We start from the raw sequence: 24,635 nt of genomic DNA, 5'->3' as shown, positions 1-24,635 counted from the left end.
CCCTGAAATATCCCCGCCGGAGGCACCGCGCCGCCCGGAGGGCGGCGCAATGATCGTGTCGCGGCGTCAGCCGCGGCGTCATGGCAGAAGCCGGCTGACATAGGGCGGCAGGGCGAAGGTGCCGAGATGGACCTCGGGCGTGTAATAGTCGGTCTCGATCGCCGCGGCCTCGAACCGGGCCCGCAGCGTCTCGGCGTCCGTGCGGCGGGCCGCCGTCCCCGTGCTGCCCCAACCGAAGGCCATCGGGCCGCCGGCATAGGTGGGGACGGTGGCGAGATAGCAGGTCCAGTCCTCGAACAGTGCCCGGAACGCCCGCATCGTGCCGCTCAGCTCGTCCCCCTGCATGAAGGGCACGCCGTTCTGCGTCACCAGGATGCCGCCCTCTGTCAGCGCCTGCCGCGCATGGTCGTAGAACGTATCGGTGAAAAGCACCTCGCCCGGACCCACGGGATCGGTGGAATCGACGATGATCACGTCGAACCCGCCCTCGGTCTCGCGCATGAAGGCCGCCCCGTCGGCGATCACGAGGTCGAGCCGCGGATCCTCGAACGCGCCGGCCGAGATCGAGGGGAGGTATTCCTTCGAGAACTCCACGACGCCGCCGTCGATCTCGACCATCGTGACGCTCTCGACGCTGCGGTGCTTGAGGACCTCGCGCGCCATGCCGCCATCGCCGCCGCCGACGATCAGCACCCGCCGCGCGCGGCCGTGGGCCAGGATCGGAACGTGGGTGAGCATCTCGTGGTAGATGAAATTATCGCGCTCGGTGACCTGCACCACGCCGTCCAGTGTCAGCACGCGCCCGAAGGTCGGATTCTCGAAGACGCGCAAGCGCTGGTGGTCGGTTTGGCTGTCGTAAAGCACGCGCGTCTCGCGCAGGGCCTGGCTGTGGTCGTCGTGCAGGCGCTCGACGCTCCATCCGGTCATGTCGGTCATCGCTGTCCCTCCAGCTGGAACTCTCCGGCGGCCTCCCACGGGCCGCCGCGGTAGTGCCAGAGCAGCGCGGCGTGCGCCAGACCCCGCCACGGGGAAAAGCCCTCGCGAAGGGCCGCTTGCGTCGCCTCCGCCGTCGCGCGGTCGACCTTGTTCTGAATCGTGACGTGGGGTTTGCGACGGCGGTCGTCCTGGGCGGTCAGAAGCCCGCCGAACGCCGCCCGCAACGCGCCGTGGAAGGCGGCGAAGCCGGGCATGTCGAGCCGGTAGGCCGCGCCGCGCCCGAAATCCAGGATGCCGTCCACGGTGAAGGGCAGGGGTGGCGTCTCCGCGGTCACGGCCCCGAGTCGCGTCGCGACCTCGTCGATGCGGTCCGAGGGCAGCTGCTGGAACAGTGTCAGGTGGGCCGGGATCAGATTCCGGTCGGGCGGAAAGTGCGCCTGCCGCGCGTGCTCGAACCGGCTCGCGGAGGCGGCATCGAATGCAAGGGTCAGGATCAGGGCCATCGCCGCGATCTAGGCGCCGGCGGTGCCGCCGGCAAGCGCGGGCCTCAGCCCGGCGGCGGGCGGTCCATCAGGCTTTCGAGGATCAGGCTCAGAAGCTCGCCGCGGTTGCGCGTGCCGGATTTCCGGTAGACCGCGTTCAGGTGCGACTTCACCGTCCCCTCGGCGCTACCGCGCAGCGTGGCGATTTCCGCGATCGACATGCCCTTGACGAGAAAGTTCGCCACGTCCCGTTCGGACGGTGTCAGGGACCAGGCGTCGAAATGCGCCTCGATCACCTCGGTCATCGCCTTGGCCGCAACGGACGCGCTCCGTTCGAGATGTGCCTTGCGCTCCAGCAGGCGCAGCACCGACCGCGTCTCGAAGATGATCGCGGCGGCAAGCGCCAGGGTCGCGCCCATCTCGGTCGATAGGTGCCAGAGCGGGTCGGTGGACATCGCCCAGTCCTCGGCGACGTCCCAGAGGAAGAACCCGGCGCAGACGACCTGCGCCAGGATCAGGAGCGCCAGGCCATAGGGCCTGGCATCCGCGTGCGGAAGATTGATCGCCCTGTCCAAGAGCCGCCCTCGTTACCGTTCCGGCAGCTTCTTGTAGCCGGTCACCATCGCCCTTGGAAGATTCACTCGGATGCGAACGCTTTCGAACAGCACGGCCGCGACATGGGCCAGCACCGAGATCTCAGCCCACGTGACGGCCGCCTCGTGCAGGCCTTCCGTCCATTCGGTGCCCCAGAAGGCGTCCGTCGTCATCAGGTACCCCGAGATCACGATGACGAGCAGCGTGAGCAGCAGGTTGTAGATCATCAGTGCGCCTAGAGGCGTATGGCCGGCATGGATGCGCGGCCGGCCGGTCGCGATGTCCGTCAGCTGCCCGCGAATGCCCGCGGGGCTTGGCGGAAAGCTCCGGAAGCGGGCGTAGTGCGGGCCGACGATGCCCCAGAGGATTCGCACGAGGACGAGCGCACCGATCGCGTAGCCGAACCATTGGTGCAGCGCGCCGTCGTCGTCCACGAACAGCGAGTTCGCGGTGAACAGCGCCACGACTGACCAGTGAAAGAACCGCACGAAGGGATCCCAGACCTTGAGATGGGTCATCTCCGTCTCCTGCAGCTTGATGGGATCACTCGTCGACGTCGGTGCGCACGATCGAGAGGTCGGCGTCGAGGAAGATCTCCATCCGCTTGCCGTCCTTCTTCGCGTAGGCCTCGTAGAGCCCGTCTTCGGTCTTGATCTTGGCGACCTCGTAGCCCTGCTCGGTCAGCATGGTTTCGATCCGCGCGCGTGTCGCGTCGTCGAGCGTCACGCCGTCATCGCTGGCGAGTGCCAATCCGGCGGGAAGCAGCAAGGCGGACGCGAGGCCGAAAGCGGTGATGGTCTTGCGCATGAGAAGGTCCCTTTCAGTGTCTGTGACCGTGCGCCGCGTCGTGCGGCGACAGCCCCGACCTGACATGCCGAGAGGGCCATTCGAATTGCACCCCGGTGGCAGGGGGCGCGGGCTGCGACGCCGGTTCATTTGCCTGCAACTTCGGTTCAGATTGCCCCAAGTGATCGATCCGGAACGAAAAAAGGGGCCGCGATGCGGCCCCTTGGAAATGTCCTGCGAATGTCGGTCGTGTCAGGCCGCTTCGGACTCGGCGACCAAGCCATCGCCCCTCAACAGTTCCTTGACGCGCACGTCGGGGGTGTCGAACGCCGCGCTCAGCACGCCGACCGCGCGCCACGGCTCGGCATCGCCGCACATGAACACGTCGAAGGCGCCATAGCCGATTTCCGGCCACGTGTGGACCGAGATGTGCGACTCGGCCAGCACCGCCACGCCGCTCACGCCCTGGGGCGAGAACTTGTGCGTGTGGATGTGCAGCAGCGTCGCGCCACACTCGTCCACGCAGTCGCGGAACGCCTGCTGGATGCGGGCCTCGTCGTCGAGCCCGGTGCCGTCGACCACCTCGATGATGAGGTGCGTCCCGGCAAAGACACGGCCGTCGCGGCGGATGAAGTGATCATCGCGGGTGTCGTCGAACACGTCGCGGGTGACGTCGGGCGCAGCTTGAGAGCTGCGGGAATCTTCCGCATGGGCGCCTGTCTCCAGACCGATCCCCAGTTGGAAGAGGTGAGCACCGTCCATGGCACATCCCCTTCTAGCCAGTAGATTGAATCCGTGGGTCCTTAGCGCCCCCCCACCTGTCTCGGCGAAGTTGGGATCGGTCCCGGTCGTGAGCGGCACCTAAGGATACGCCCGAGTCGGCGCAACCCCTATTTTTCGCAAATCTTTCGTGACCTGGCGGCGTGGCCGAAGCGCCGCAATTTCATGCCGTCCAGAACGGCTTTGCGGCCTCTGCCAGCGCCATCTCACACGTCAGGCCTGCGTCGTGCAGCAACGGCTCGGGCAGGGCGGCGAGGTGCCGCCTCGTCCGGTGCCGCGCGTCCCATGTCAGCACCAGCCGCACGATCCACGGCATCCGGCGGGCCGGGCGCCGATAGGGTGCAAAGCCCGATGGCGGGTCGGCGCGAAAGGCGAACGGGGCGGCTTGAGACGACATGGCGGCGTCCTCGCTTTGTATTGATACAATATTGCTGACTGTGTATGGGTAATGGGTACAATCGCGGTCGGTGGCCGGGAAGGAAAACATTGTGACCGATACAATATGGGCGCCGAAACTGGCCGAGACCCGTCGGCCCAAGTACCTCGCGCTGACCGATGCCATCCGCGCCGCCGTCGAGGACGGGTCGCTCGCCGCGGAGTCGCGGCTGCCCACGGTTCGCGCGTTGGCGCACCGGCTTGGGATCACGCCGGGCACCGTGTCGCGGGCCTATGGCCTTTTGACGGACGAGGGCGTGCTGCGGGCCGAGGTCGGACGGGGCACGTTTGTCGCCCCCGCGAACCGCCGCATTGCAGAGCCGCCGTACATCCTCACCGAAAGCAGCGCGGGGCAGGTCAATCTCAGCACCAGTCTCGTGCCTGATGTCGGTCAGGCCGCGGCGATTCGCGCTTGCCAGGAGGAACTGCTGGAGGGCGGCTCGGACCTTCTGACCTATCCCACGCGCGGCGACGACCTGGCGACGATCCAGGCGTTCCTGCGCTGGCTGGGCGACATCGATGTGGGCCCGGCCTGGGCCGAGGATGTCGTCCTTTGCGGCGGGGCTCAGCACGGCGTCACCATGGCGCTGCAGACGCTGTCGCGCGGCGCGCGCTCGGTCGTCTTCACCGAAGAGCTGGCCTATCCCGGTTTCCGCAACGCGGCGGGGCTCGTCGGGGCCGACGTCGTGGGCGTGCCGATGGATGGAGACGGGCTGATGCCGGACGCGCTGGAGGTGCTGTGCCGCCGGCACGGGCCCGCGATACTGTGCACCAGCGCCGAGGGGCACAATCCGACCACGATCCGCACCCCGCCCGAGCGTCGCGCCCGCATCGTCGAGATCGCGCGGGCCCATGACATGCACATCGTCGACGATGACTCGTTTTCCGTCGGACGCCAGTCGTTCCCCGGCTACCGCGCCCTTGCGCCCGAGCGGGGCTGGCACGTCGCGTCGATGTCCAAGTCGGTCAGCCCGGCGCTGCGCTTCGGCGGGCTGATCGCGCCCAAGGGATACGGCCCGCGCGCCACCTCCACCGCGCAACAGCAGTTCTTCGGCCTGCCGCGGCCCGCCGTCGATCTGTGCCGGCGCCTGATGGAAAGCGGGCGGGCGGACGCGATCCGCGACGGGGTCCGGCGCGTCACGGCGGAGCGCGTGCGCATCGCGCGCGATGCGCTGGACGGCCACGATGTCCTGTCGCGCGACACGGTGCCGTTCGTCTGGGTAAAGATGCCCCGCGGGTGGCGGGCCTCGACCTTCGCACGCGCGGCCGAGCGTCGCGGGATCCTCGTCAAGCCGGCGGATCTGTTCGCACTGGTCGACGGCCGCGCGCCCAACGCGGTGCGGCTTTCGCTGAACGGGCCGATGGGCGAGCCGACCTTCCGCACGGCGCTGGAGACGCTGGCGGGGCTGTTGAAAGAGCCGCCGGGGGAGGTGGAAGTCTGACTTGGCATGGGGTATAATGATACCATATTTTTAACGTACTGATTTGGCGCCATAAATATCCAAATGTCGCGATTGACTGCGGGTTCGAAATACGCGAAACACCTCCATCCCTCGCACCGGGCGGACCCCGGCGCGGCACCGGAATTTCGACTCACAGGATGAGAGCCATGAAAACCTTCACCGCCACCCCGGCGGATATCGAGAAGAAGTGGATCCTGATCGATGCCGAGGGCATCGTTCTCGGTCGCCTCGCCTCGATCATCGCCATGCGCCTGCGCGGCAAGCACAAGCCCAGCTTCACGCCGTCGATCGACATGGGCGACAACGTCATCGTCATCAACGCCGACAAGGTGCAGCTGACGGGCAAGAAGCGCCAGAACCCGAACTACTGGCACACCGGCTATCCGGGCGGCATCAAGTCGCGCACGACCGAGCAGATCCTCGAAGGTCCGCATCCCGAGCGCGTGGTGATGCAGGCCGTCAAGCGGATGCTGCCGGGCAACAAGCTCAGCCGCGAGCTGATGACCAATCTGCGCGTCTATGCCGGCGCCGAGCATCCCCACGAGGCCCAGCAGCCCGAAGTGCTCGACGTCAAGCCTCTGAACCCCAAGAACACCCGGAGCGCCTGATATGGCCGATCAGATCAAATCCCTCGACGAGCTGAACGAAGCCGTCAGCGACGACATCGGCGGCGTGCAGGGCACGATGGCCGAGCTCGAGACCCCGCGTGAGCCGGTCCGCGACGAGCTGGGCCGCTCCTATGCCACCGGCCGCCGGAAGGACGCCACGGCGCGCGTCTGGGTCAAGCCGGGCTCGGGCAAGATCACCGTCAACGGCAAGGAAATGAACGCCTACTTCGCGCGTCCGGTGCTGCAGATGATCCTGCGCCAGCCGTTCGACGTGGCCGGCGTGTCGGGCCAGTTCGACGTCTACGCGACCGTGCGCGGCGGTGGCCTGTCGGGCCAGGCCGGCGCGGTCAAGCACGGCATCAGCCGCGCGCTGCAATACTACGACCCCGCGCTGCGTCCGCCGCTGAAGGCCGCCGGCTTCCTCACGCGCGACAGCCGGACCGTCGAGCGGAAGAAGTACGGCCGCGCCAAGGCCCGCCGCAGCTTCCAGTTCTCGAAGCGCTGATTCACCACTCACGGACCACGCTTTCGAGGCGCGGCCCCCCTGCGGGGCCGCGCTTTTTTCGTTGCGCCGCCGGTCTCCGCGCGATGTAACGCCCGCGATGAAGCGGATCTTCTATTTCCCTACCGGCCGCCGCATGTGGTTCGACCTCGCCCGCTCGCTGGAAGAGCAGGGCGTGGCCACCCCCGTCGCCTGGCTGGGCGATCCCCGCCACGACGCCACGGCGCGCGAGACCTTCCCCGATTGCGAGGTCGTCCCGGTGATGCCGTCGCGCGCGGGCTCCCTTTCGGGCGCGCCGCTCTGGCGTGGCACCCATGCCGGGTTCTGGACCAGCGCCGAGCACGACCGCGCCCGCGACCATGCGATCAAGCTGATGGACCGTGTCGACTGGACCGGAGAGCAGCGCGGCGTCACCCGTGCCGCGCTGTTCGACGGGCTGGTCCTCTGGGCGCTGGCCCTGGTGGAACGGCACGACCCCGACGCCCTGGTGATGTCCGAGCCGCCGCACCAGCCGCTGCAGCTGGTGATCGAGCACGTCATGCGGTGGCTCGGGCGGGATGTGCTGTGCTTTGCCGGCTGGTCGATCATGCCGCTGATGATGCTGCGCCGCGACTATGACGGCCCGATCCTGCCGGCCCCCGACGGCGCACTGCGCGAACACTTGCGCGACCGGATCGGGCAGGAGGCCGACGCCTTCGTCGGCCGCTTCGACGATGCCGCCGCGATCGAGCCGCGCTACATGGCGCAGCAGCGTGACCGCGCCGCCCGCATCGCCCGCCGTGACCGCCGCATGCGCGCGCTGACGGCGCCTCTCCGCCTCGCATTGCGGCCCCTGGGCCGTGTCCTTGGCCGGCGCTATGCAATCGACATCGACCCGCCCCATGCCAGCGACAATCTCTTCACCGAGGACCGGCTGCCGCGCGCGGCCCTCGGAGACCGCAAGCGCACGATCGCGGCTCGCCGCACGCGCCTCGCCGACAGGCTCGACGCGGCGATTGGCACCGACCTGCCCGCCGATTACGTCTATGTCCCGCTCCACTACGAGCCCGAACGCACCACCAACCCGGACGGCGGCGTGTTCCACGACCAGATCCGGGCCCTGTCGGTACTGCGGGCGCTGCTGCCGGACGACATTGGCATCGTCGTCAAGGAGCATCCCTCGCAGCTCTCGGCCGCCATGCGCGGCTTTCTCGGCCGTTCGCCGGGATTCTACCGGGTGATCCGTCAGATCGAGGGGCTTCACATCGCGCCGAACGAGACGCCCTCGACCGCCCTCATCACCAACGCCCGCGCCACGGCCGCCATCACCGGCACCGCGGTGATCGAGTCCGCCTGCCTCGGCCGGCCGGGCCTGATCTTCGGCCATCCCTGGTTCGAGGGCTGTCCCAATGTGCACCGTGTCGGGCAGGGCGCCGATCTCGCTGCGATCCTGGCCGAGATACCGCAGCCGCGCGGCGCGGTGCGCGACTGGCTCGTGACCCGCGCGTCCGAGGTGGCCATGCCCGGCTGCATCAATCCCAGCAACGAGCGGTATTTCCGCAGCTACTACGAAATGGACGGCTTCGCCGAGGCAGAGTGCATCGCCGCGACAAACGCCATCGCGCAGGCCCTCGGCTGAAGGGCAGGGACTTGCCACCGGCGCAGAGCCGGGTCATCGTCCGGAAACGGCAGGGAACGGGGACCGCGCCACATTGGCCACCACTTGGACACGATTCCGGCGCTGGACCCGCAGCGACAGCGCGTCGGGCCTCCTTCTCGTCAGCCCAGCGGCGTTGTTCGCGCTCGCGCTGCTGGCGGTGCCGCTGGCGGCGGTCGTCGCGTTCAGCTTCTGGTCGCAGGACTACCTGGAAATCGACCGCACCTTCACCTGGGCCAACTATCGGGCGGCGGTGACCGAGCCGATCTACCGTGAACTGATGCTCCGCTCGGTGCTGATCTCGGGCGCGGTGACGATCGCGACGGTCGTGCTGGCCTTTCCGCTTGCCTATTTCATCTCGTTCAAGGTCGCGGACCGGCACAAGGCGCTTTGGATCTTCCTGGTGACGATCCCGTTCTGGACGAGCTACCTGATCCGCGCCTTCCTCTGGAAGGTGATCCTGGGCTTCAACGGCGTGCTCAACACCTCGCTCCAGACCCTCGGCCTGATCGACGAGCCGCTGTCGTTCATCCTCTACAATCCCAACGCGGTCGTCATCACGCTCGCCCACGCCTTCGCGCCCTTCGCCATCCTGCCGATCTTCGTCAGCCTCGAGCGGATCGACCGGTCGCTGCTGGAGGCGGCGCGGGACCTGGGCGAAAGCCGCTTCGGCGCGTTCTGGCGCGTGACCTTCCCCCTCGCGCTGCCCGGCGTCGTCGCCGCCGCGCTGATCGTCTTCATCCCGACGATCGGCGACTACGTGACGCCGCGCCTCGTGGGCGGCCCCGACGGCCTGATGATCGCCAACATGATCCAGACCCAGTTCCTGCGGCTCAACAACGCGCCGATGGGGGCGACGCTCGCGGTCATCGCGATGCTGGTCGTCAGCGCCATCTCGCTCGTCTTCGTTGCGCTCTCGCGCCGGTGGAGCGGCCCGCGATGACCCTGCGCGTCTATGCCATTCTCTACCTGGTATTCCTCTACGCGCCGATCGTGCTCCTCCCGATCTTCGCGTTCAACGACGCCACGGTAATCGCCTTCCCGCTGTCGGGCTTCACGACCGAGTGGTTCCGCGCGATCCCGGAGACGCCGGCGCTGATCCGCTCGGTGCAGACGTCGCTGGTCGTGGCGGTGTCCTCGGCGCTGCTGGCGACGCTGCTGGGGCTCTGCACCGCGCGCGCCGGGGCACGCTACGCCTTTCCCGGCAAGCGCCCGGTGACCGGCTTCATCATGCTGCCTCTGGTCCTGCCCGAGATCATCGTCGCGGTCGCGCTCCTGGTGGTGCTGCTGGCGCTCGGCCTGCCGCTCGGGCCCTGGACGGTTGTGCTGGGGCACACGCTCCTCTGCACGCCCTTCGCGGTGGCGATCCTGGGGTCGTCCTTCAACAATTTCGATCCCGCCCTCGAAGAGGCAAGCTACGACCTGGGCGAAAGCCGCTGGGCCACGTTCCGCCTGGTGACGCTGCCGCTGGTGATGCCGGGCATCGTCTCGTCGCTCCTGATCTCGTTCACGATCAGCCTGGACGAGTTCATCATCGCCTTCTTCCTGACCGGAACCGAGCCGACGCTGCCGGTCTATCTCTGGGGGCAGCTGCGCTTTCCCCAGAAGATCCCGGTGGTCATGGCCCTCGGCACCATACTCGTGGCGCTTTCGGTCCTGCTGCTGAGCGTCGCCGAACTGTTCCGCCGCCGCGGCCTCGCCCGGACCGGCGCGAAGGATACCGGAGGATTCGTGTGAGCATCATCTCCCTGTCCGGCGTGCAGAAGCATTTCGGCGACTACCACGCCCTGCGCGGCATCGACCTCGAGATCGCGGGCGGAGAGTTCTTCTCGCTGCTGGGGCCCTCGGGCTGCGGCAAGACCACGCTCCTGCGCGTCATCGCCGGGTTCGAGGACGTCTCCGAGGGCACCGTGCTGCTGTCGGGGCGCGACATGGAGGGCGTGCCGGCCAACCGCCGGCCGACCAACATGGTGTTCCAATCCTACGCCATTTTCCCCCATCTGAGCGTCGCCGAGAACGTGGGCTTCGGCCTGCGCCGCGCGGCGATGTCGCGCGGCGAAAAGGCCGCCGCCGTCGAGGAGGCTCTGGGCATGGTCGGGCTGGCCGGCTACGGCGCCCGCAAGGCCAACGCGCTCTCCGGCGGCCAGCGGCAGCGCGTGGCGCTCGCCCGCGCTCTCATCCTCAAGCCCAAGGTCCTGCTGCTGGACGAGCCGCTCTCGGCGTTGGACAAGAAGCTGCGCGAACAGATGCAGGCCGAGCTCCGCCGCCTGCAGCGCTCCGTCGGCATCACCTTCATCCTGGTGACCCACGACCAGGAAGAGGCGCTGATCATGTCGGACCGGATCGCGGTGATGTTCGAGGGCCGGATCGCGCAGCTCGCCGATCCGCAGACCCTCTACCGGCGACCGGTGAGCCGCCAGGTGGCGCAGTTCATCGGCATGATGTCCTTTCTGCCCGGCCGAATCGCCGGCGCCGAGGTCACCGTGGCGGGCCTCGGCCGGGCCAGCGTCGAGGACGACCAGTGCCCCGCGGGACGCGCCGACGGCGACGTCTCAGTGGGCATACGGCCCGAACTCCTGTCGCTCCTTGCGCCAGGCGAAGACACCGACCGCCAGCTCGCCCACGGCGCCGTCACCGAGCGCACCTATTATGGCGACATGACCTATTACGACGTCGCGCTCGACGGCACCGATGCCGAGGTCACGATCTCGATGAAGAACCTCCCCGGCCGCGCCGTGCTCGAGCGGGGCGACGCGGCCCGCGTCGCCTGGGACGCCCGCTCGCTCGTTATCTTTCCCTGAACTCGATCCTCTTTGGTCCCGGAAAATATCCCCGCCGGAGGCCGCGTCGCCCGGAGGGCGGCGCAGACATCGCGTGGCGCCGCAGGCGCCTCATTCAGGTCACGCCGCCGCGCTCTGACCGATCCGCGACAGCGCGTCGGCCGCGATCTCGAACGAGCGCCGCCGTGCCGCGGGGTCGTGGATCTGACTCGTCAGGATCACCTCGTCCGGGGCATAGATGTCGACCAGCTCCGCGAGTTCCCGGTGCACGGTCTCGGGCCCGCCGGTCGCCGAGATCCGCAGCGCGTGATCGACGGCCCGGCGCACGCCCGCGCCGATGGTGGTGTCGATGTCCTCGACCGGGCGCGGCAGCTTGCCGGGCCGGCCCATCCGGAGTTGGGCAAAGGCCTGCTGCATCGAGCTGCGCAGGTAGTACCCTTCGGCGTCGCTCTTGCCGGCAAAGACGTTCGCCGCCAGCATGAAATACGGCGTCTCGAGCTGCGCCGAGGGGCGGAACCGCGTGCGGTAGACCTCGATCGCCTGTTCCAGCGCGTCCGGTGCGAAATGCGAGGCAAAGGCATAGGGCAGGCCCAGATGCGCCGCGAGCTGCGCACCATAGAGCGACGAGCCCAGCATCCAGATCGGCACGCCGGTGCCTTCGCCGGGCAAGGCGCGCACGGCGGCGCCGGGACGGGCGGGGCCGAGATAGTCGATCAGCTCGGCCACGTCGTCGGGAAAGCTGTCGGCCTGGTTCAGGTTGCGCCGCAGCGCCTTGGCCACGGCCATGTCGCCCCCCGGCGCGCGGCCGAGACCAAGGTCGATACGGCCGGGATGGATCGTCGCCAGCGTGCCGAACTGCTCGGCGATGGCCAGCGGCGCGTGGTTCGGCAGCATGACGCCGCCGGCGCCGACGCGGATGCTGCGCGTCGCGTCGGCGACATGGCCCAGCAGCACCGAGGTGGCGGCGCTGGCGATACCGGGCATGTTGTGATGCTCGGCCATCCAGAAACGGTGATAGCCCAACTCCTCTGCGCGGCGGGCCAGGGTCACGCTGTCGGCGATGGCGCTGGCGGCGTCCGAGCCCTCGGGCACCGGGGCGAGATCGAGTACGGAATAACGCATGGCGACTGTCCTTCTTCTTCTGGCGGAACAGGTGGTCATTTTCCGCGCTCTATGGAAGAGGTCCGGGGAAACCGCCATCTGTGTAGCGTCCCCTCACGGGATGACAGAGGAGCAGGCATGGACAAGAACGAACGGCGTCTGCATCGCCAGGTCGACGCGCTGGGGCGCGCCGTCCCGGCCGCGCGCCGGCCGATCCGCACCATGGCGGGGCCGCGGCGCCGCTGGCTGCGCATCCCGCTCGGGGTTGCGCTGGTGCTGGGCGGCATCTTCAGCATCCTTCCGGTGCTGGGGCTCTGGATGCTGCCGCTGGGTTTGCTGCTGCTGGCCTACGATCTGCCGATGCTGCGGCCGACGGTGGTCCGTGGCGCGATCTGGATCCGGCGCAAGATGCCCGCGCGTTTCCGGCGCGGCAGGACGGGCCGGCTGGCCGACGAGGACTGACTGCAGCGACGCTCAGTCGTCGGGCGGGACCAGTCCCAGACCGCGCAGGTAGATGCCGATCCCGCTTTCCAGCAGGTCCTCGGGCGGGAAGGGGGACTTGGTGCCGGGAGAACCGCGCGCGAACAGCTCGACCACCCCGTGGCTCATCGCCCAGACATGGGCCGCGAACATCTGCGGCGGCGGGCGCTTCTCGGGCGGGATATGTTGCGACAGTTCCGTCGCCGCCTGTTCCAGAACGCCGAGCGCGCGTGTCGCCACCGCGTGCAGATCGGGCGTGCGGTGGATCGAGATGCCGCTTTCGAACATCGCGACGTAATGGCCCGGATACCGGTTGGCGAAGGCGAGATAGGCCCGGCCTGTCGCCTCGAACGCGGCCAGCGCCGACGGCTTGCCCGAGGCATAGGCATAGTCCAGCAGGTCGGCGAAGATCTCGTAGCCCTGCCGCGCCGCCTCGGCGATCAGGTCCTCGCGTCCCTCGAAATGCCGATAGACGGCCGCGGGGGTGACGCCGGCCTGCTTGGCCGCCTCGCTCAGCGTGAAACCGGCGGGGCCCTTCTCCTCGATCAGGCCGAGAGCGGCGTCGACCAGCGCCTGTCTGAGGTTGCCGTGATGATAGCCGCGCTTAGCCATGTCGCCCCGTCCGGCCGTGGTTCCGACCCATGCCAGCCCTCACCGGATCCCGGCCCGGGCCGCCGCGCGGTCGATGGCCGTGACGACCTCTGGCCCGGCAACCTGATGCGCCATGTGCCCGATGCCGGGCAGGGGCGTATACTGCGCGCTCTCGACCCAAGAAGCGAGGTTCTCGGCGTGGACGAAGTCGGGCACCACGTCGTCCTCTGTTCCGTGGACCACCTCGATCGGCATCGTGAGCGACCGGTACTGCGCCGACTGCTCGATGATCGCGGGCTTGAGCGAGTTCACCTGCCGCGCGTTGGCGCGAAAGCTCTCGCGGCGCAGGCTCAGCGGCCAGCCGACATACTCAAGGTAGCCCTCCGGCACATCTTGCGGTTCGAAGATCGTCTCGACCGCGCCACGCACCTGAGTCTCGCCGGCGAAGGCCGTCAGCAGAGGCACGAAGCCCGCGCCCCCCAGCGGCGAGGCCGTCAGACCGTAGAGCGCGCCGAGCTGGCCCTTCCACGGCATCGTCGCGCCCGACACGATGACCAGCGCCGCCGGATCCGCCTCGAGCCCCCAGGCCATCGCGACCGCGCCGCCATAGGACTGGCCCAGGACGATCTCGTTCTCGATTCCCAGTTGCCGCGCCGCCTTGTTCAGGAAGACCGCCTGTTCGCGCGGCGTCTCGGCCTCGGTGTTGAAGGCGCCGCCGAAGCGCGCGTCGATCCGGTCGGTATAGCCCAGCCCTGGACGGTCGAAGACGGTGACACGGTAATCGTCGCTCACGCGCTCGACGAAGGAGAAGGTGAAGTCGCGGGTGTTGCCCGAGGCCCCGTGAAGCAGCACGAGGTCCGGTCCCGAGCCCTCTTGCACGTAATGGACGCGCCTGCCGTCGACCTCGAGGAACTGACCCTCGGGCGGATAGGCCGCGACTGCGGCGGCCTCGCGCCGGTCGGCGCGGGAATCGACCAGTGCCCCGCAGCCGGTCAGCGCCGTCGCCGCGAGCAGGAGGCTAGAAGCCAATTTCGGCAGGTTCATACGATGTCGTCTGGTATATTTGATTGATCCAGTTGCCATATAGAAGGTGGGCATGGCTGCGCCAGCGGTTCCGCGGCGTCTTCGACGGATCGTCCTCGGGGTAATAGTTCACAGGCAGGGACACGGGCCGGCCCTGGGCGACATCTCGGTCGTACTCCTGCTTGATCGTATCGCTGTCGTATTCGAAGTGATTGAAGATGTAGAGCGCGTGATGGGCCGCATCCTCCACCAGGCAGGGGCCCGTCTGATAGCTGCCGAGCAGGGTGACGAGGTGCGGCGTCGCCTCGATGTCCTCCTGCCGGATCTCGGTCCAGCGGCTGACGGGAATCACGAAATCGTCCGAAAAGCCGCGCAGGTAGGGACTTTGCGGTTGCAGGTTCACGTGCCGGAAGCAGCCGAACGCCTTGGCCGGCAGCAGGTGCTTCTCGATCCCGTGGAAGTGGTTCAGCATTGCCATGCCGCCCCAGCACACGCCGAAGGTCGAATGGACGTGCGTCTGCGTCCAGTTCATCACCTCGACCAGCTCGTCCCAATAGGTCACCTCTTCGAAGGGAAGATGCTCGATCGGGGCGCCGGTGATGATGAGGCCGTCGAAATACTCGTCCTTCACGTCCTGGAAGGGGCGGTAGAACGCCTCCATGTGCTCGGCCGCGGTGTTGCGGGTCTGATGCTCGGACATGCGGATCAGGTGCAGGTCGATCTGCAGCGGGGTCGCCCCGATCAAACGCGCGAACTGCGTCTCGGTCTGGATCTTCTTCGGCATCAGGTTGAGCAGCCCGATCTTCAGCGGCCGGATGTCCTGCCGCGCCGCGTCCATCTCGGCCATCACCATCACGCCTTCGGTCGAGAGAACTCCGTAGGCTGGCAAATCCGAGGGAAGGGTGATCGGCATTGGTGTTATCCGGACAGTGTCGGGAACCGGTGAGATAGACCGGATCGGACCGATTTGCCAGAGGCGGGCCGGGACACTGCCGGATCGTCCGGCAAATGTGGTGTGGCGCAGCGGGGCTGGCGGCGTTATCCCGAGGCCGCAGGGCAGGGCGCCGGCCCGCCGCCACGAAAGGACCGAGATGAGCGATCCCAAGACCTCCGTGCGCCGCACCCCCTGGCCCGAAAGTGTCAGCCGGCCGGTCGCGACGCCGCTGCAACCCTCCGTGGTCTATGCCTCGCACAGTCCCGATGCGCTGGACGCGCAGTACGAGCGCCGGACCGAGGGCTATACCTACGCGCGGGAAGGACACCCCAACGCGGCCGTGTTGGCGCAGAAGATCGACGCGCTCGAGGGCGCGGAGGGGGGGCTCGTCACCGCGTCGGGCATGGCCAGCGTGACGGCGGTGATGCTGGGCCTGTGCCGCGCGGGCGATCACGTGGTCGCTGGCGATCAGCTCTATGGACGGTCGCTCAGGATGTTGGCGGAGGATCTGCCGCGGCTGGGAGTCGAGACAACCCTGGCCGACCCGACGGACCCCGATGCGATCGCCGCCGCGATGCGGCCCGAGACACGGATGGTCCTGCTGGAGGTCGTGTCGAACCCGACGCTGCGGGTCTGCGACATCGACGCCGTCGCGGCGATTGCCGCGCGCCACGGTGCACTTCTGGTGATCGACAACACCTTCACGACGCCGCGCGCGTTCAAGCCGTTCGCGCACGGGGCCGACATCGTCATCCACTCGGTCACGAAGATGCTCGCCGGCCACTCCGACGCGACGCTGGGCTATGTTGCCGCGCGCGATCCCGAACTGCGCGGCCCGATCCGCGATTTCGCCGTGACCGCCGGGCTGACGGCCAGCCCGTTCGACTGCTGGCTCGCCGAGCGGGGGCTGCATTCATTCGAGCTGCGCTACGACCGGGCCGAGTCGAACGCCGCGACCCTGGCCGATCACATCGCGACGCTGCCGGGGGTGACGGGCGTTCTCTATCCGCAGCGCCCGGACCATCCCGACCACGCCACAGCCCGAAGGCTGCTGGGTTCGCGCGGCGGGCACATGGTGACGTTCGGGATCGAAGGCGGCCGCGTTGCCGCCAACGCGCTGGTCGAAGCCGCCGAGAACATCCCCTTCGCGCCGACGCTGGGCGATATCGGAACCACACTCAGCCATCCAGCGACGTCGTCGCACCGGGCGCTGACGCCCGAGGCGCGGGCCGCGCTGGGGATCGGAGAGGGCACGTTCCGCGTGTCTGTCGGGGTCGAACCGGCCGAGCTGCTCTGTGCCGAGTTCGCCACGGCGATCGCCGCGTCACAAGGCTGATGGGATCAGGACAGGCGGGTGTTCGCCGGAAGGGTGACGATGTCGAAATCCAGCCCCGGACACTGCGCCCGGATCTCGCCACAGACGAGGCCGGGATTCGGCAGGCCGTCGCTGAGGACGCGGTAGCGGCCGCGATACCCGTGGTGATGCAGCAGATGTGCAAGGTCCACGCAGTCGAACCGCGGTGTCAGCAGCGGCGACAGCACCAGCTCGGGTGTCATTTCGGCGTGCATCCAATCGCCCACCTCGTGAATCTCGGCAAAGACAAACTGGTCGGGCTCGCGCGGGGCGCTGCCCGAGGCGCGCAGCGTCGTGAGTTCACCGACGCACAGCACGACCGAGTCCGGTGTCGGCTCGCGCCGTGCCGAACGGGTGGCCGCAGCCATGTTACGAAGCTTGTTGGCGACCATTCGAGCCCCTTTTGCCCGCACTCGCAACTCTTGAGCGCCAGATCATATTCCGATGATGATACGATGTGATGCCAGTATTGCAATTCCCGTCTTCCTGAAAACTCTAGGCCGGAATTGGCGCGATTCTATGGCATTCACTTCAGAAACCGAGACGACCCCGAATGGACCTCACTGATCTCGGCACGGTGCTGACCGGCCTTTCCCGCCCGGCACTGGCCATTTCGAACGACGAGCGTATCGCCGCGGCCAACGAACCGGCGCGCGCGCTGTTCGGCCCGAACCTCGTCGGGCGGCACTACATCACCGCGCTGCGGCAGCCCTCGATCCTGGACTGCGTCGAGCAGGTGCTCAAGCGCCGGACGCGCCGCGGCACCGCGCAGTACCTTCTGACGGATCGCGGTCGGGACACGACGTGGGACGCGGCCGCGGCCCTTGTTTCCCTGGGGGAGGCCGAGGGTGTGCTGTTGTCGTTCGAGGATGTTACCCCGATGCATGAGGCCGGGCAGATGCGGCGCGATTTCGTCGCCAATGTCAGCCACGAACTGCGCACGCCGCTGACCGCTCTGCTCGGGTTCATCGAAACGCTGAAGGGTGCGGCCAAGGATGATGCGGTGGCGCGGGACCGGTTCCTGTCGATCATGGAGAAGGAGGCGACGCGGATGAACCGCTTGGTCAGCGATCTGCTGTCGCTGAGCCGTGTCGAGGCGGACGAGAGATTGCGCCCGACGGACCGGCTGGACCTGGCGGCGCTAATCCGCTCAGTGCAGAGCGTTCTGGCCTCGATGGCCGAAGATCGGGGCGCGCAGATCGTGCTCGAGGGATTCGACGAGCCGATCGGAATCCCGGGCGACAGCGATCAGCTTAAGCAGGTGTTCACCAATCTCGTCGAGAACGCGCTGAAATACGGCCCCGCCGGCGGAACGGTCACGGTGCACGCCCGCGTCGACCCGCGCGACCCGGCCTTGCGGGGGCCGGCGGTGCGGGTGTCGGTCATTGACGAGGGCGAGGGCATCGACGCGCTGCACATTCCGCGGCTCACCGAACGGTTCTACCGGGTGGATTCGCACCGCTCGCGCGAGATGGGCGGAACCGGGCTCGGGCTGGCCATCGTGAAGCACATCGTGAATCGCCATCGCGGGCGTCTCAGGGTGGACAGCACACTCGGCGAGGGAAGCGCGTTCCGGGTTGTTCTACCTATGGGCGACGCATTTCCTTGACGTCGGGTCTGTGCGGGCCACGATCCGCCATGTGTCATACAGCTGTTACATCGCTGTCACAAAAGCTCAGCAGCGGACGCCTAGCACGCGCTCATGGATCGCATCCGACGCGGTCTGAAACAGAATCAGGAGAGTTTCATGTCCTTTGCGAAATCGACCGCCTCCGCGCTGGCGATCGCCGCCGTTTCGGCGACGGCCGCTGCCGCGCAGAGCCGCGACAACGTGCAGGTCGCCGGTTCGTCGACGGTGCTGCCCTACGCCTCGATCGTGGCCGAAGCGTTCGGCGAGAACTTCGACTACCCGACTCCGGTGGTCGAATCGGGCGGCTCCTCGGCCGGCCTGTCGCGTTTCTGCGAAGGCGTCGGCGAGAACACCATCGACATCGCCAATGCCAGCCGCGCGATCCGTGACAGCGAAGTCGAGACCTGCGCCTCGAACGGTGTGGACGAGATCATCGAAGTCCGCATCGGCTATGACGGCATCGTCTTTGCCAGCCAGATCGACGGCCCCGCGTTCGACGCCTTTACCCAAGAGCAGTGGTACAACGCACTGGCCGCCGAGCTGCCGCAGGACGGCGAGATGGTCTCCAACCCCAACACCACCTGGACCGAGGTCGACGAGGCGCTGCCCGACGTCGAAATCCTGACCTTCATCCCCGGCACGCGTCACGGCACCCGTGAGGTGTTCGAAGAGAACGTCCTGCTCGTCGGCTGCGAAGAGTCGGGCGCCTACGACACCATGGTCAACGACATGGGCATGTCGGAAGACGAAGCCGAAGAGGCCTGCATCGGCGTGCGCACCGACGGCCAGTCGGTCGACATCGACGGCGACTACACCGAGACCCTGGCGCGGATCGAAGCCAACCCGAACGGCGTCGGCGTCTTTGGCCTTTCATTCTACGAAAACAACACCGACTCGCTGAAGGTCGCCACGATGGCCGACGTCGAGCCCTCGACCGAGACCATCGCCTCGGGCGAATACCCGGTGTCGCGTCCGCTGTACTTCTACATCAAGAAGGCGCACCTGGGCGTCATCCCGGGCCTGAAGGAATACGCCTCGTTCTTCGTGTCCGATCAGGTTGCCGGTCAGGGCGGCCCGCTCGCCAACTACGGCCTCGTCCCCGATCCGGAGCTGGAGCAGACCCAGCAGAAGATCGAGAACGAGACCACCATCTCGCAGGAAGGCTGAGGCCTTTCGCGGAAGGGCGGCCCCCGGCGGGCCGCCCTTCATCCTAACGATATCTTCGCGGTGCCGCCTCGGCACCCGACCCTGAAGGCGGACCGCACGGTTCGTCCCCGCCTCCGGAGCCCACATGCCGTTCTACTGGATCCTCCCCGTCCTCCTCGTCATCGCGGCGGTCGGCTATGTACTGGGCCGTGGCCGCGCGATGCGATCTGCCGACGGTGACGCCCGCAACCTTCACTCGCTGCCGAACTATTACGGCGTCCATGCCGTCATCGCCGGGCTCGTGCCTGCCGCGCTTCTGCTGGCGGCCTGGGCCGTCGTCCAGCCGATCGTCGTGGACACCTGGGTGTCGCAGTCGATCTCGGAGAGCCGCATGCAGGAAGCCGGCTCGCGCGGGTTGGCGATGAGCGAGGTGCGGCGTCTCGCGGCCGGGCTCGAAACGGCGGTCGAGCGCGGGGCCATCACGGCCGAACGCGCCCGCAGCGCCTCCCAGAGCATGGACATCGACGATCTGCGCGAGGCCGTGTCGGGCGCCGGCATCGCGCTTACCGGCAACATCGCGCCCGAGACGCTGGAGAACGCGCAACGCTACAACCGTATCTCGGCGGTGGGCAGCGCGATCAAGACGGTGCTCGTGCTGCTGCTCTCGCTCGCCGGCACGGCCTACGCGGTGTCGCAGACGACCAAGGAGTTCCGCGCCCGCAAGTCGGTCGAGCACGGCGTGATGGCGCTGCTGATCGGGGCGGCGTGCCTCGCGATCTTCACGACGATCGGGATCGTCCTGTCGCTGATCTTCAACACGATCGAGTTCCTGCGTCTCTATCCGGCGATGGACTTCTTTTTCGGCACCACTTGGTCGCCCAGCTTCACCGGCCGTGGCGGTGCCTCGCAGCTGGGGATCCTGCCGCTGTTGTGGGGCACGTTCTACATTTCGCTCGTGGCGCTGCTCGTGGCGGTGCCGATCGGGCTTTTCGCGGCGATCTACCTGTCGGAGTACGCCTCCAAGCCTGTGCGCGGCATCGCCAAGCCGCTGCTCGAGATCCTCGCCGGCATCCCGACCATCGTCTACGGCCTGTTCGCGCTGCTCACCGTCGGTCCGCTTCTGGTGAGCACCTTCGGCGATGACGGGTGGCTGGGCGTCGACTGGATGGATGGCGGCACCGCGGTGATGACCGCCGGCCTCGTCATGGGGATCATGCTGATTCCGTTCGTCAGTTCGCTCAGCGACGACATCATCAACTCGGTCCCGCAGGCGATGCGTGACGGCTCGCTCGGCCTGGGCGCGACCCATTCGGAAACCGTGCGGCAGGTAGTGATGCCCGCCGCGCTGCCGGGTATCGTGGGCGCGGTGCTGCTGGCCGCGTCGCGCGCCATCGGCGAGACGATGATCGTGGTGCTCGGGGCAGGGGCCGCGGCCCAAATCAGCGGCAACCCCTTCGAGTCGATGACGACCGTGACGGCCAAGATCGTCAGCCAGCTGACCGGCGACGCCGACTTCAACTCACCGGAGGCGCTGGTCGCCTTCGCACTCGGGATGACGCTGTTCGTGTTCACGCTCGGGCTGAACGTCGTCGCACTCTACATCGTGCGCAAATACCGCGAGGAACTGGAATGACGGACGCGCCTGCCACCATCGCGGACGCTTCGGCGTCGCGCAGTAAGGGCTCGCTCCTGGAAAAGGACGCGCGCACGAAAAAGCGCAACGCGGCAGAGACACGGTTCAAGGCCTACGGCATCATCGCCATCGGCATCGGCCTGGCCTTTCTTGCGGCGCTGGTCTTTTCGATCGTCCGCAACGGCGTGCCGGCCTTCACGCAGACCTATGTGACGGTGCCGATCACGCTCGAGGCGGAAACCCTCGACCCCGAGGGCAACCGCGACCCCGCGGACATTTCGGGCGTCATGACCTTTGCCTATTCGCCGCTGATCCAGCAGGGCCTGCAGTCGGCGCTGGAGGAGGCCGACGTCGAGACCGATATGTCGGCCTCGGACCTGACCAAGATGCTGTCCTCGTCGGCCGAAAACACGGTGCGGCAGCGGGTTGTGTCGAACCCCGACCTGATCGGCGAGACCGAAGAGTTCCGGCTGCTCGCCTCGTCGCGCGTCGACGGCTACCTGAAGGGCAGGGTGGAGCGTGCCGACCTCGAGCGGGACCGCAACCTCGACGCCGCCCATCTCGACATCGTGGATCAGCTTCAGGAGGCCGGTGTCGTGAGCCGGACCTTCAACATGGACTTCATCCTCGGCACCGATGCCTCGGACAACCGGCCCGAGCAGGCCGGGATCGGCGCCTCGATGCTGGGGTCGTTCTTCATGATGCTGGTAGTGCTGGCCCTAGCATTGCCGATCGGCGTCGCCGCGTCGATCTATCTCGAAGAATTCGCGCCGAAGAACAAGTTCACCGACCTGATCGAGGTGAACATCTCGAACCTGGCCGCCGTGCCGTCGATCGTCTTCGGTATCCTCGGCCTCGCGGCGTTCATCCAGTTCGCCGGACTGCCGCAATCGGCGCCGTTGGTCGGGGGGCTCGTCCTGACGCTGATGACGCTGCCGACGATCATCATCTCCACGCGCGCCTCGCTCAAGTCGGTGCCGCCCTCGATCCGTGACGCCGCGCTCGGCGTGGGCGCATCGCCGATGCAGGCGGTGTTCCACCACGTGCTGCCGCTGGCCGCGCCCGGAATCCTGACCGGCACGATCATCGGTCTCGCGCAGGCCCTTGGCGAGACGGCGCCGCTGCTGCTGATCGGGATGGTGGGCTTCATCGCCTCGAACTATCCCGAGGGTGTGGCGTCGGGTTTTCTCGACCCGAACTCGGCGATGCCGGCGCAGATCTACGAATGGGCGAAGCGGGCCGATCCGGCCTTCTACGAGCGTGCCTGGGGTGGGATCATCATCCTCCTCGTCTTCCTACTGAGCATGAACCTGCTCGCCATCATCCTGCGCCGTCGCTTCGAGCGTCGCTGGTAAGGAGCTGAAAATGAACCAGGAAACCGCAGTTCGGAACGATCGCGATACGACCTCGCACCTGCCGAACAACCAGATCAAGGTCTCGGCCCGGAAGGTGCAGGTCTATTACGGCGACACCCACGCCATCAAGGACGTGGACGTCGACATCGAGGACAGGAACGTCACCGCCTTCATCGGGCCGTCAGGCTGCGGCAAGTCGACCTTCCTGCGCTGCATCAACCGGATGAACGACACGATCCCGATCGCCCGCGTCGAAGGGCAGATACTCATCGACGACGAAGACATCTACGACAAGCGGATCGACCCGGTGCAGTTGCGCGCGAAGGTCGGGATGGTGTTCCAGAAGCCGAACCCGTTCCCCAAGTCGATCTACGACAACGTGGCCTACGGTCCCAAGATTCACGGGCTGGCCAAGAACAAGTCCGAGCTGAACGACATCGTCGAGAAATCGCTGCGCCGCGCCGCGCTCTGGAACGAGGTCAAGGACCGGCTGCAACTGCCGGGGACGGGCCTGTCCGGCGGCCAGCAGCAGCGCCTGTGCATCGCCCGCGCCATCGCGACCGAGCCCGAGATCCTCTTGATGGACGAGCCGTGCTCGGCGCTGGACCCGATCGCTACCGACCAGGTCGAAGAGCTGATCCGCGAGCTCAAGGGCAATTACTCTGTCGTCATCGTGACCCACTCGATGCAGCAGGCACACCGGGTCAGCCAGAAGACCGCCTTTTTCCACCTCGGCAACCTCGTCGAGTACGATGACACCGAGACGATTTTTAAAAACCCCAAGGATGAGCGGACCGAAAGCTACATCACGGGCCGGATCGGCTAAGGAGCCTGTTTCAATGGCAGAAAACGATTTCACCCTCGGGCTGGACCGCGATCTCGAGGAGGTGCAAACGCACATCATGAAGATGGGCGGCTTGGTCGAGGCCGCGATCCTGGCCAGCGCGAAGGCCCTGGAAGAGCGTGACACCGAGCTTGCCGACGAGGTGCGCCGCAACGACAAGCTGATCGACGAGCTCGAGCAGACGGTGAACGAGGAATGTGCCCGCGTCATCGCGCTGCGTCAGCCGGCGGCGAAGGATCTGCGGACCGTTCTGACGGTAATGAAGATCTCGACCCACCTCGAACGCTGCGGCGACTACGCCAAGAACCTGGCCAAGCGCACGACGGTACTGGTTCAGCTGCAGCCGGTGGAGGGGGCCGCGCGCTCGATTCGGCGCATGGCGCGCGAGGTCGAGATGATGATGAAGGACGCGCTCGACGCCTATATTCAGCGCGACGCGGAACTGGCCGCCGATGTCCGGGCGCGTGACCAGGATGTCGACCAGATGTACAACGCGCTGTTCCGCGAGTTCCTGACGCACATGATGGAAGACCCGCGCAACATTACGGCCTGCATGCACCTGCATTTCATCGCCAAGAACATCGAGCGGATGGGCGACCACTGCACCTCGATCGCCGAGCAGGTGATCTATCAGGTCACCGGCGACATGCCGGACGAGAACCGCCCCAAGGGCGACCGCACGCCCTATGCAAGCGTGGAGGCCGAGAAATGAGCGACGGGCCGCGGGTTCTGGTCGTGGAGGACGAGCCGGCGCAGCGTGAGGTGCTGGCCTACAACCTCGAGGCCGAGGGCTTTTCGGTGGAACGGGCCGAAAGCGGAGACGATGCGCTCTTGCTGATCGACGAAGCGTGCCCCGACATCATCGTGCTGGACTGGATGCTGCCGGGCGTCTCCGGAATCGAGGTCTGCCGCCAGCTCAAGATGCGGCCGGATACACGGAGCGTGCCGATCATCATGCTGTCGGCACGTAGCGAAGAGGTCGACAAGGTGCGCGGGCTCGAAACCGGCGCCGACGACTATGTCGCCAAGCCGTACTCGATGATCGAGCTTATGGCGAGGGTTCGCACGCAACTGCGCCGGACCCGGCCCGCGACGGTGGGTCAGCAGCTGGAATACGAGGATATCCTGCTCGACGCCGAAACCCACCGGGTCAGCCGCGACGGCCATGGGCTGAAGCTGGGCCCGACCGAGTTCAGGCTGCTCGCCACCTTCATGGAAAAGCCCGGCCGCGTCTGGAGCCGCGAACAACTCCTAGACCGAGTCTGGGGCCGCGACATCTACGTCGACACGCGCACTGTCGACGTCCATATCGGCCGGCTCCGCAAGGCGCTGTGCCAGCACGGCGGCGATGATCCGGTCCGCACGGTGCGCGGCGCGGGATACGCTTTGGGCTAGGCGATGGGTTCGTAGAGCGGTCTGCGGATCGTAGTTGAGATCTGAGGACGCAGCTAAACATCTGGTTTTTCGATATAATTACACTTGGGGGTAGCGCGCGCCGAGGGATTGGTGCGACTCGTATAATCTGTATTATGTAACGGTAAG

At 67.2% G+C, this 24,635-nt stretch carries 28 protein-coding genes; 16 read left to right on the top strand and 12 right to left on the bottom strand.

Annotated elements, in window-relative coordinates:
- Positions 1–78: 78 nt before the first annotated feature.
- The 7 genes from speE to BMZ25_RS00520 all read right to left on the bottom strand — a co-directional run bounded on the left by speE (position 79) and on the right by BMZ25_RS00520 (position 3,975).
- Positions 79–936 (bottom strand): polyamine aminopropyltransferase, encoded by an 858-nt coding sequence (gene speE / locus BMZ25_RS00550; RefSeq protein WP_092686836.1) that lies wholly within the window; start codon positions 934–936, stop codon positions 79–81.
- Positions 933–1,439, bottom strand: a complete 507-nt coding sequence (locus BMZ25_RS00545) for a 2'-5' RNA ligase family protein (RefSeq protein ID WP_092686833.1) — start codon at positions 1,437–1,439, stop codon at positions 933–935. Before BMZ25_RS00545 ends, speE begins: the two co-directional genes overlap by 4 nt.
- 44 nt (positions 1,440–1,483) lie before the next feature.
- Positions 1,484–1,993: a helix-turn-helix transcriptional regulator gene (locus BMZ25_RS00540; protein WP_235859741.1), complete on the bottom strand. Its 510-nt coding sequence runs from the start codon at positions 1,991–1,993 to the stop codon at positions 1,484–1,486.
- A 12-nt stretch (positions 1,994–2,005) separates the two neighbouring features.
- A complete protein-coding gene (locus BMZ25_RS00535; RefSeq protein ID WP_092686830.1) occupies positions 2,006–2,530 on the bottom strand; it encodes a cytochrome b/b6 domain-containing protein in 525 nt (174 codons plus the stop codon).
- Between the two features lie 25 nt (positions 2,531–2,555).
- The gene (locus tag BMZ25_RS00530) at positions 2,556–2,819 is read right to left on the bottom strand and encodes a PepSY domain-containing protein (RefSeq protein WP_092686827.1); all 264 of its coding nucleotides are present in this window, start codon (positions 2,817–2,819) and stop codon (positions 2,556–2,558) included.
- 231 nt (positions 2,820–3,050) lie between these two features.
- A complete protein-coding gene (gene speD / locus BMZ25_RS00525; RefSeq protein WP_092686824.1) occupies positions 3,051–3,560 on the bottom strand; it encodes an adenosylmethionine decarboxylase in 510 nt (169 codons plus the stop codon).
- Between the two features lie 181 nt (positions 3,561–3,741).
- Positions 3,742–3,975, bottom strand: a complete 234-nt coding sequence (locus BMZ25_RS00520; protein ID WP_143071470.1) for a DUF1127 domain-containing protein — start codon at positions 3,973–3,975, stop codon at positions 3,742–3,744.
- Positions 3,976–4,066: 91 nt separating this feature from the next.
- Here BMZ25_RS00520 and BMZ25_RS00515 point away from each other — a divergent pair, with 91 nt between their 5' ends.
- From BMZ25_RS00515 to BMZ25_RS00485, 7 genes are all read left to right on the top strand, one after another.
- Positions 4,067–5,455 (top strand): aminotransferase-like domain-containing protein, encoded by a 1,389-nt coding sequence (locus BMZ25_RS00515; protein WP_177190341.1) that lies wholly within the window; start codon positions 4,067–4,069, stop codon positions 5,453–5,455.
- A gap of 167 nt (positions 5,456–5,622) precedes the next feature.
- Positions 5,623–6,084 (top strand): 50S ribosomal protein L13, encoded by a 462-nt coding sequence (gene rplM / locus BMZ25_RS00510; protein ID WP_092686818.1) that lies wholly within the window; start codon positions 5,623–5,625, stop codon positions 6,082–6,084.
- Position 6,085: 1 nt separating this feature from the next.
- A complete protein-coding gene (gene rpsI / locus BMZ25_RS00505) occupies positions 6,086–6,589 on the top strand; it encodes a 30S ribosomal protein S9 (RefSeq protein ID WP_092686815.1) in 504 nt (167 codons plus the stop codon).
- Between the two features lie 97 nt (positions 6,590–6,686).
- Entirely contained in the window at positions 6,687–8,204 is a 1,518-nt protein-coding gene (locus BMZ25_RS00500) for a hypothetical protein (protein WP_092686812.1), read from the top strand.
- A 73-nt stretch (positions 8,205–8,277) separates the two neighbouring features.
- Positions 8,278–9,165, top strand: coding sequence for an ABC transporter permease (locus tag BMZ25_RS00495; RefSeq protein ID WP_092686809.1), 888 nt, complete (start codon positions 8,278–8,280; stop codon positions 9,163–9,165).
- Positions 9,162–9,959, top strand: coding sequence for an ABC transporter permease (locus tag BMZ25_RS00490; RefSeq protein WP_092686807.1), 798 nt, complete (start codon positions 9,162–9,164; stop codon positions 9,957–9,959). The genes BMZ25_RS00495 and BMZ25_RS00490 overlap by 4 nt, the downstream gene beginning before the upstream one ends.
- A complete protein-coding gene (locus BMZ25_RS00485; protein ID WP_092688126.1) occupies positions 9,950–11,023 on the top strand; it encodes an ABC transporter ATP-binding protein in 1,074 nt (357 codons plus the stop codon). Before BMZ25_RS00490 ends, BMZ25_RS00485 begins: the two co-directional genes overlap by 10 nt.
- Positions 11,024–11,122: 99 nt before the next feature.
- Here the strand turns inward: BMZ25_RS00485 and BMZ25_RS00480 are convergent, their stop codons facing one another.
- A complete protein-coding gene (locus BMZ25_RS00480) occupies positions 11,123–12,124 on the bottom strand; it encodes an LLM class flavin-dependent oxidoreductase (RefSeq protein WP_092686804.1) in 1,002 nt (333 codons plus the stop codon).
- 117 nt (positions 12,125–12,241) lie between these two features.
- Here BMZ25_RS00480 and BMZ25_RS00475 point away from each other — a divergent pair, with 117 nt between their 5' ends.
- A complete protein-coding gene (locus BMZ25_RS00475) occupies positions 12,242–12,565 on the top strand; it encodes a hypothetical protein (protein WP_092686801.1) in 324 nt (107 codons plus the stop codon).
- Between the two features lie 12 nt (positions 12,566–12,577).
- Here the strand turns inward: BMZ25_RS00475 and BMZ25_RS00470 are convergent, their stop codons facing one another.
- Genes BMZ25_RS00470 through metA form a run of 3 tightly spaced genes read right to left on the bottom strand, consistent with a single transcriptional unit; the run spans position 12,578 to position 15,110 of the window.
- Positions 12,578–13,195, bottom strand: coding sequence for a TetR/AcrR family transcriptional regulator (locus tag BMZ25_RS00470; RefSeq protein WP_092686798.1), 618 nt, complete (start codon positions 13,193–13,195; stop codon positions 12,578–12,580).
- Between the two features lie 39 nt (positions 13,196–13,234).
- Positions 13,235–14,203, bottom strand: a complete 969-nt coding sequence (locus BMZ25_RS00465; protein WP_235859740.1) for an alpha/beta fold hydrolase — start codon at positions 14,201–14,203, stop codon at positions 13,235–13,237.
- Entirely contained in the window at positions 14,193–15,110 is a 918-nt protein-coding gene (gene metA / locus BMZ25_RS00460; RefSeq protein ID WP_092686792.1) for a homoserine O-acetyltransferase MetA, read from the bottom strand. Before metA ends, BMZ25_RS00465 begins: the two co-directional genes overlap by 11 nt.
- 178 nt (positions 15,111–15,288) lie before the next feature.
- On the opposite strand from metA, the gene BMZ25_RS00455 reads away from it, so the two are divergent.
- Positions 15,289–16,467 (top strand): trans-sulfuration enzyme family protein, encoded by a 1,179-nt coding sequence (locus tag BMZ25_RS00455; RefSeq protein WP_092686789.1) that lies wholly within the window; start codon positions 15,289–15,291, stop codon positions 16,465–16,467.
- Between the two features lie 5 nt (positions 16,468–16,472).
- On the opposite strand, the gene BMZ25_RS00450 is transcribed toward BMZ25_RS00455, so the two are convergent.
- Positions 16,473–16,877 (bottom strand): hypothetical protein, encoded by a 405-nt coding sequence (locus BMZ25_RS00450; protein WP_092686786.1) that lies wholly within the window; start codon positions 16,875–16,877, stop codon positions 16,473–16,475.
- A 161-nt stretch (positions 16,878–17,038) separates the two neighbouring features.
- Between BMZ25_RS00450 and BMZ25_RS00445 the strand changes: the two genes are divergently transcribed.
- The 7 genes from BMZ25_RS00445 to phoB all read left to right on the top strand — a co-directional run bounded on the left by BMZ25_RS00445 (position 17,039) and on the right by phoB (position 24,488).
- The gene (locus BMZ25_RS00445) at positions 17,039–18,094 is read left to right on the top strand and encodes an ATP-binding protein (protein ID WP_092686783.1); all 1,056 of its coding nucleotides are present in this window, start codon (positions 17,039–17,041) and stop codon (positions 18,092–18,094) included.
- Positions 18,095–18,232: 138 nt separating this feature from the next.
- The gene (locus BMZ25_RS00440) at positions 18,233–19,282 is read left to right on the top strand and encodes a PstS family phosphate ABC transporter substrate-binding protein (RefSeq protein ID WP_092686781.1); all 1,050 of its coding nucleotides are present in this window, start codon (positions 18,233–18,235) and stop codon (positions 19,280–19,282) included.
- A gap of 124 nt (positions 19,283–19,406) precedes the next feature.
- Positions 19,407–20,894: a phosphate ABC transporter permease subunit PstC gene (gene pstC, locus BMZ25_RS00435; protein WP_092686778.1), complete on the top strand. Its 1,488-nt coding sequence runs from the start codon at positions 19,407–19,409 to the stop codon at positions 20,892–20,894.
- A complete protein-coding gene (pstA, locus tag BMZ25_RS00430; RefSeq protein ID WP_092686775.1) occupies positions 20,891–22,249 on the top strand; it encodes a phosphate ABC transporter permease PstA in 1,359 nt (452 codons plus the stop codon). The genes pstC and pstA overlap by 4 nt, the downstream gene beginning before the upstream one ends.
- 10 nt (positions 22,250–22,259) lie before the next feature.
- A complete protein-coding gene (gene pstB, locus BMZ25_RS00425; RefSeq protein ID WP_092686772.1) occupies positions 22,260–23,075 on the top strand; it encodes a phosphate ABC transporter ATP-binding protein PstB in 816 nt (271 codons plus the stop codon).
- Between the two features lie 13 nt (positions 23,076–23,088).
- Complete coding sequence (phoU, locus tag BMZ25_RS00420; RefSeq protein ID WP_092686769.1) at positions 23,089–23,805, top strand: phosphate signaling complex protein PhoU; 717 nt, start codon at positions 23,089–23,091, stop codon at positions 23,803–23,805.
- Positions 23,802–24,488, top strand: a complete 687-nt coding sequence (gene phoB / locus BMZ25_RS00415) for a phosphate regulon transcriptional regulator PhoB (protein ID WP_092686766.1) — start codon at positions 23,802–23,804, stop codon at positions 24,486–24,488. The genes phoU and phoB overlap by 4 nt, the downstream gene beginning before the upstream one ends.
- The last annotated feature ends 147 nt before the right edge of the window (positions 24,489–24,635 follow it).

The sequence above is a fragment of the Tranquillimonas rosea genome (genome assembly GCF_900111315.1).
Classification (GTDB): domain Bacteria; phylum Pseudomonadota; class Alphaproteobacteria; order Rhodobacterales; family Rhodobacteraceae; genus Tranquillimonas; species Tranquillimonas rosea.
This window is presented reverse-complemented; position numbering and strand designations above follow the sequence as displayed.